This is a genomic window from Amycolatopsis sp. NPDC005961, from assembly GCF_040629235.1.
Lineage (GTDB): Bacteria > Actinomycetota > Actinomycetes > Mycobacteriales > Pseudonocardiaceae > Amycolatopsis > Amycolatopsis camponoti.
Map to the genome: position 1 here is coordinate 1 of NZ_JBEXVF010000147.1, position 6,284 is coordinate 6,284.

The 6,284-nt window shown below is 72.9% G+C and carries 4 protein-coding genes and 1 pseudogene; 2 read left to right on the forward strand and 3 right to left on the reverse strand.

The genetic code is table 11. The features are described 5' to 3' along the window. From ABZ342_RS48745 to ABZ342_RS48755, 3 genes and pseudogenes are all read right to left on the reverse strand, one after another. Positions 1-199: pseudogene (locus ABZ342_RS48745) on the reverse strand (DNA-binding response regulator); the annotation flags it as partial. Next, positions 196-1,272, reverse strand: a complete 1,077-nt coding sequence (locus ABZ342_RS48750) for a sensor histidine kinase (RefSeq protein WP_360488879.1) — start codon at positions 1,270-1,272, stop codon at positions 196-198. The gene ABZ342_RS48750 and the pseudogene ABZ342_RS48745, both read right to left, overlap by 4 nt. Before the next feature lie 10 nt (positions 1,273-1,282). After that, entirely contained in the window at positions 1,283-1,672 is a 390-nt protein-coding gene (locus tag ABZ342_RS48755; RefSeq protein ID WP_360488881.1) for a hypothetical protein, read from the reverse strand. A 132-nt stretch (positions 1,673-1,804) separates the two neighbouring features. On the opposite strand from ABZ342_RS48755, the gene ABZ342_RS48760 reads away from it, so the two are divergent. Then, positions 1,805-2,848, forward strand: coding sequence for a LacI family DNA-binding transcriptional regulator (locus tag ABZ342_RS48760; RefSeq protein WP_360488883.1), 1,044 nt, complete (start codon positions 1,805-1,807; stop codon positions 2,846-2,848). A gap of 164 nt (positions 2,849-3,012) precedes the next feature. Continuing rightward, a complete protein-coding gene (locus ABZ342_RS48765) occupies positions 3,013-6,225 on the forward strand; it encodes a TIM-barrel domain-containing protein (RefSeq protein WP_360488885.1) in 3,213 nt (1,070 codons plus the stop codon). The last annotated feature ends 59 nt before the right edge of the window (positions 6,226-6,284 follow it).

Genomic DNA, 6,284 nt, shown 5'->3' on the forward strand with positions numbered 1-6,284 from the left:
GTCCGGGCGGCTCCAGGTGAGCCGCTCGAAGACGTCGCCCACCGACGTCCGCTCCCAGCGGTGCACCGCGCGGCGGCCACGGCTCGTCGCCGCGGCCGACCGACGCCACCACCTCGAAGTCGTCCTCCAGCGCGAGCAGCGCGCACAGCGCCTGGCGGACCAGCTCCTGGTCGTCGGCGAGCAGCAGGCGGATGGTCACAGCGTCGCCCGCAGCCGCCAGCCCCGCGGCCGGACCGGGCCGGCCCGGAACTGCCCGCCGGCGGCCTTGACGCGCTCGCGGAGCCCGGCCAGCCCGGAGCCCTCCTCGGGACTACCGCCCACCCCGTCATCGACAACCTCCACAGTGGACTCGGTCACCGTGACCGCGCACCGCGTCGCGCGCGCGTGCCGGGCCACGTTGGTGAGGCCCTCGCGGACGACCCACCCGAACAGCTCCTGCCGGGCCGGGTCCACGACGTCGGCCGCGGTCGGCAGGTCGGCGGTGACGCCGCACGCGCGCAGCAGCTCGCGGCCGCGGGCGAGCTCGCCGGCGAGCGTGACGTCCCGGTAGCCCGACACGGCCGCGCGCACGTCGGTCAGCGCCTGGCGGGCGAGGTTTTCGACCGCGGCGATCTCCTCGCCCGCGCGGGCGCCGTCGGCGTCGAGGAGCCGCCGGGCCAGGGTGCTCTTGACCGTGATCGCGGTCAGCGAGTGGCCGAGCAGGTCGTGCAGGTCGCGGGCGATCCGGGTCCGCTCGGCCTCGGACGCCAGGCGGGCGACCTCGGCCCGGGCTTCGACGAGCGCGGCGTTGGCCCGGACGGCTTCGGCGAAGGCGTAGACGACGAGCACGGTGAACACGAGCGCGACCGCCTGCGTCCACCCCGCGGTGTCCCACGCCACCCACGGCACCACCAGCGCGGCGAGCGCGGCGACGACCACGAGCGCACCGGAGTACCGCGGCAGCCGGGGCACGGCGAGGGACACGACGACCGTGGCGAGGAAGAACGCCTCGGCGTGGGCGAAGGGGAGCGCGGCGGCGAACAGCACGGCCAACACCCCCAGGAGTGGCCAGAACCGGCGCGGCGCCCGCTGCGCCGCGGCGCGGGCGGTGAGGCCGTAACAGCCGACGAAGACGCCGACGAGCACGCAGCCGGCGACCGCGGCGTGACCGGTCGAATGCTGCAGCACGCCGGGCACGGTGACCGCGGGGTAGACGAGCATGCCCGCGTCGAGCACCATCACCCGCCAGCCGCGCACCCAGCGCTGCACGTCCGCCGGTTCCGTCCTGTCCACCACCGGAACGCTACCGGGCCCGCGCCCGGCGGCCGTTGACCAGCACGGTGACGCCGAGCAGCAGCAGCCCGCAGACGGCCTGCTCGATCCGCAGCCACAGCGGGAACAGGCCGGGCAGCGCGACGATGACGACGATCGCCACGAGCATCACCGCCGAGACGATCCGCAGTCTCAGCAGCCCCTTCCGCGATCCGCGGGCCGCACTGCGGGCGAAGGCCAGCGTCAGCAGCGAGCTGGCGACGACGAGGGTGGCGCGCACCCAGACCGCGTCGGTCACCATCGCGTGGTCGTTCCGGAACAGGACGATCACCAGGAGCGTGAGCACGGAAAGCGTGGCGTAGCCGCCGGTGAGCAGCAGGACCGGCCGGAAGACGGCGGGTCCGGTTCGAGTCGTGGTCATGCCGGAAATGCTCGTCGCGCGGGGTGCCCGGGCGGCAGTGCCGTACTTCAGCGGACGCTCATGACATTTGTCATCGGCATGTCCTGGGCAAGGAGCTGGGAGAGCGCTCTCACGGCGTGCTACAAAGAAGGGGTGACGACGCATCCGCCTCCGGCGCCGCCGACCCTGGAGGACGTCGCGCGGGTCGCCGGCGTTTCGCGGGCCACGGTGTCCCGCGTGGTCAACAGCGTGCGCAACGTCGACCCGAAGCTGCGCGAGACCGTCGAACGTGCCATCGCCACCACCGGCTACGTCCCGAACCGCGCGGCCCGCTCGCTGGTCACGCGCCGCACCGGCGGGATCGCGCTGGTGGTGTCCGAGCCGGAGCGGCACGTCGAAGCGTTCACCGGCGGCGTGTTCGGCGACCCGTTCTTCGGCCGGGTGGTCGAAGGCGTGGTCGCGCACCTGCGTCCGCAGGGGCTGCACCCGCTGCTGATGCTCGTCGACAGCGACGAGGAGCGGGAGAAGCTCGTGCCGAAGCTGCGGCAGGAGCAGGTGAGCGGGGTGCTGCTGATCTCGCTGCACCCGGCGGAGGACCCGCTGCCGCGGATGCTGACCGACGCGGGCGTCCCCACGGCGCTGTTCGCCCGGCCCGGCCGTCCGGCGCCGGTGAGCTACGTCGACGTCGCCCACCAAGACGGCGCCCGGCTCGCGGCCGACCGGCTGGTCGAGCGCGGGTGCCACCGGGTGGCGACGATCGCGGGTCCGGCGGGGACACCGGCCGGCCAGGATCGCCTGGCGGGCTTCCGCGACGCCATGGCGCGGCACGGCCACGCGTACGTGGCGGTCGCCGAGGGCGACTTCACCGAGCACGGCGGCGAACGCGCGATGGAGCGGCTCCTGGCCGAGGAACCCGCGCTGGACGGGCTGTTCGTGGCCAACGACCTGATGGCGTACGGCGCGCTGACGGTGCTGCGCGAAGCGGGCCGGCGGGTTCCGGACGACGTCGCGGTGATCGGCTTCGACGACAGCCGGGTGGCCCTGAGCTGCCGCCCCCGGCTCACGACGGTCCGCCAGCCCGTGGAGGAGATGGGCGCGGCGATGGCCCGGATGGTCCTGGACCGGATGGCCGACCCGGCGGGGCGCGCGGAGTCGGTCATCTTCGACGCCGAGCTGGTGGTCCGCGACTCGGCCTGAGCGTGTCCGGTACTCCGCTCGCGTGTCCTGCCGGGCAAGAACGGCGACCTGTCCGGACAGTTCCGCTCACTGGTATGGACATCCCGCCACTCGCTGTGCTCAGATCGGAACCGCCTTTCCAACGTTGTAAAAGTGGTGGTCCCCTTCTGGAACGGAGTTCCGCCGTGCGGACGAGAGCAGCGAGAACACTCCATCTGGCGAGCGTGCTGGCGGTCACCGCGGCCGTCGTGACCGTCGTGGCGCCGGCCTACGCCGGAGCGGCGGCACGGCAGACCGTCACCGCCGGCAACGCGCGTTTCCAAGTCCTTTCCCCGACGCTGATCCGCACGGAGTACGCGGGTGACGGCCGCTTCACCGACGCCGCCACCTTCAACGCCGTCGGCCGCGGCTCGTTCACGCCCCCGTCGTTCACGTCGACGACGGCGAACGGCGTGCTGACGATCCGCACGAGCGCGACGACGCTGACCTACAAGCTGGATTCGGGCCCGTTCGACTCCGGGAACCTCCAGATCCGCGAGAACGCCGGCGCGACGGCGGTGACCGCGGCGCCGTGGCGGCACCTGACCTGTGCGACCGGCGCGCTGTGCGAGGCCGAAGACCTCACCGCCGACGGGCTGGGTGTCGCGACCGACCACACCGGCTACACCGGCGAGGGCTTCATCGCCGGGTTCGAAAGCCCCGGCACCTCGGCCACCGCCGACGTCTCCGCCGCCGCGGCCGGGACGTACAACGTCACCGTCCGGTTCGCCAACGGCGTCGGCGGCGACGGCCAGCACGTCACGCGCACGCTCAGCGTGTCCGTCGACGGCGGCGCCGCGCAGAAGCTCAGCCTGCCCGCGACGGCCGACTGGAACAACTGGACCACCGCGTCGGTGCCGGTGACCCTCACCGCCGGCCGCCACAACCTCCGTCTCGAGCGGACCGCGACGGACTCCGGCAACATCAACGTCGACGCCCTCGCGGTGCTGCCGGCCGGCGCGTCCTTCCCGCCCGCGTCGGCTCGCGCGTTCACCGGCTGCGCCGTCGATGTCAGCTGTGAAGCCGAGTCCGGCCTGCGTGCGGGTTCGGCCGTGGTCGCGACCGACCACGCCGGGTACGCCGGCCGCGGGTTCGTCGCCGAGCTCAACCGCGGCTCGTCGCTGACCCACCGCGTCGTGGCGGTCCCGTCCGCCGGCACTTACCAGCTGGCCGTCCGCTACGCCAACGGCGTCGGCGGCGACGGCCTGCACCAGACGCGGACGGCGACGGTCGCCGCGTCCGGCGTCACGCGCACGCTGTCCATGCCGGCCACCGCGAACTGGGACACCTGGGGGAGCGCGTCGGTCCCGGTCGACCTCAAGGCCGGCACGAACGACGTCGTCCTCGGCTGCCCGGACGACGCCAGCTGCCACGTCAACATCGACACGGTCGCGGTCACCCGGACCGGCGCGGCCGTACCGCAGCCGCACCTGACGCTCGGTGGGTACCGGCGCGGCCTCGACGGCGTCAACGGCGACAACGGCACGCCGTCGCTCACCGAAGGGCTGCTGCACCAGGACGGCTGGTACCTGCTCGACGACACCTCTTCCGCGCTGTACGACACCGCCGCCGGCAAGGTGACGCAGCGGCCGTCGCACGGCGGGAACCCCTACCAGGACGGCTACGCCTTCACCTTCGGCCACGACTACAAGGCGGGCCTGCGGGACCTGGCGACCCTGACCGGGCCGTCGGAGCTGCTGCCGCGCTGGGCCTACGGCGTCTGGTACTCGGAGTACATCGACCGCACCGCGGCCGACTACCGCGACAAGATCCTGCCGAAGTTCCGCAGTGAAGGCGTGCCGCTGGACGTCCTGGTGACCGACACCGACTTCAAGGCGCCGGACACGTGGAACGGCTGGCACTTCGACACGAACAAGTTCCCCGACCCGGCCGGGTTCTTCGCCTGGTCGAAGTCCCAGGGCCTGCACAACACCCTGAACATCCACCCGAGCATCATGGGTTCGGACCCGCAGTTCGCCCGCGCGCAGGCCACGGCGAAGGGCAAGCTGGCGAAGTCCGGGTGCGGCACCGACTGCTACGTCTTCGACTGGGGCGACCCCGACCAGCTCAAGGCGTACCTGGACCTGCACGGCCAGATGATGAGCCAGGGCAACGACTTCTGGTGGCTCGACTGGTGCTGCGACGCGGCGAAGTCCAGCCTGCCGGGCGTCACGCCGGACGCGTGGATCAACCAGAAGTACGCCGACCTGTCCGCGCCGGCGATCGGGCGGGGCTTCGCGACGTCGCGGGCGTACGGCTCGCTGCAGGCCGGCGGCTACGGCGGCCCGGTCGGGCTGCCGACGGGACCGTGGGCCGACAAGCGCAGCACCGTCCACTTCACCGGTGACACGTCGTCGACCTGGGGCACGCTGCGGATGGAGGTCGGGATCACCCCGGCCGAGTCGGCCGCGACCGGCCTGTCGCCGATCAGCCACGACATCGGCGGCCACAACGACACGACCGGCCTGCGCGGCAGCGAGACGTACACCTCGGGCGGGCAGCAGCACCAGACGTTCAAGCTGCCCGACGACCTGTACGCGCGGTGGGTCCAGCTCGGCGCGTTCCAGCCGATCGACCGGCTGCACAGCAACCACAGCGACCGGCTGCCGTGGCAGTACGGCGACGCGGCGAAGGCGTCGGCGACGAAGTTCCTGAACCTGCGCGAGAACCTGGTGCCCTACACCTACACGCTGGCGCAGCAGGCGGCCACGACGGGCGTGCCGGTGGTCCGGCCGACGTACGTGGAGTACCCGGACGAGCCGGCGGCGTACACCGCGGCGGCGAGCGAGTACTTCTACGGGCCGGACATGCTGGTCGCGCCGGTGACGTCGCCGGGGACCTCGGCGACGACGTCGGTCTGGTTCCCCCCGGGCCAGTGGACGGACTACTTCAGCGGCAAGTCCTACGCCGGCGGCACGACGCAGCAGGTCACGTCGGACCTCGCCGCGATGCCGGTGTTCATGCGGGCGGGCAGCGTCGCGGTGACCCGGACGGCGGACGTCCCCAACGACGTCCAGAGTCCGCTGGACAAGGCGACGGTGACGGTGGCGCCGGGCGCGTCGGGTTCGTTCTCGCTGTACGAGGACAACGGGACTTCGTCGAAGCAGAGCTCGACGACCTGCATCTCGTACACCGAGCGGCGCGGCGTCCACACGCTGACCGTCGAACCGGCCCGGGGCCGGTCCCAGGTCGCTTCGCGCGAGTGGACCGTCAAGTTCCTCGGCGTGCCGTCGGCGCCGTCCCGCGTGAAGGTCGGCGAAGGCTGGGCGCCGTCGCAGAGCTGGAAGTGGGACGCGGCAACGCAGACGCTGACGGTGACGGCCCACGGCGGGCGAGGACCGGTGACGGTCACGTACTGAGACTCCGGCGGGCGGAGCCGGTGAAATGCCGTCGAGGCCACCACGTGGGGTGGTGGCCG

What these genes read in the sequence shown, in the direction of transcription:
- ABZ342_RS48755 (WP_360488881.1), bottom strand. Translation starts at nt 1,672, where the DNA reads ATGACCACGACTCGAACCGGACCCGCCGTCTTCCGGCCGGTCCTGCTG.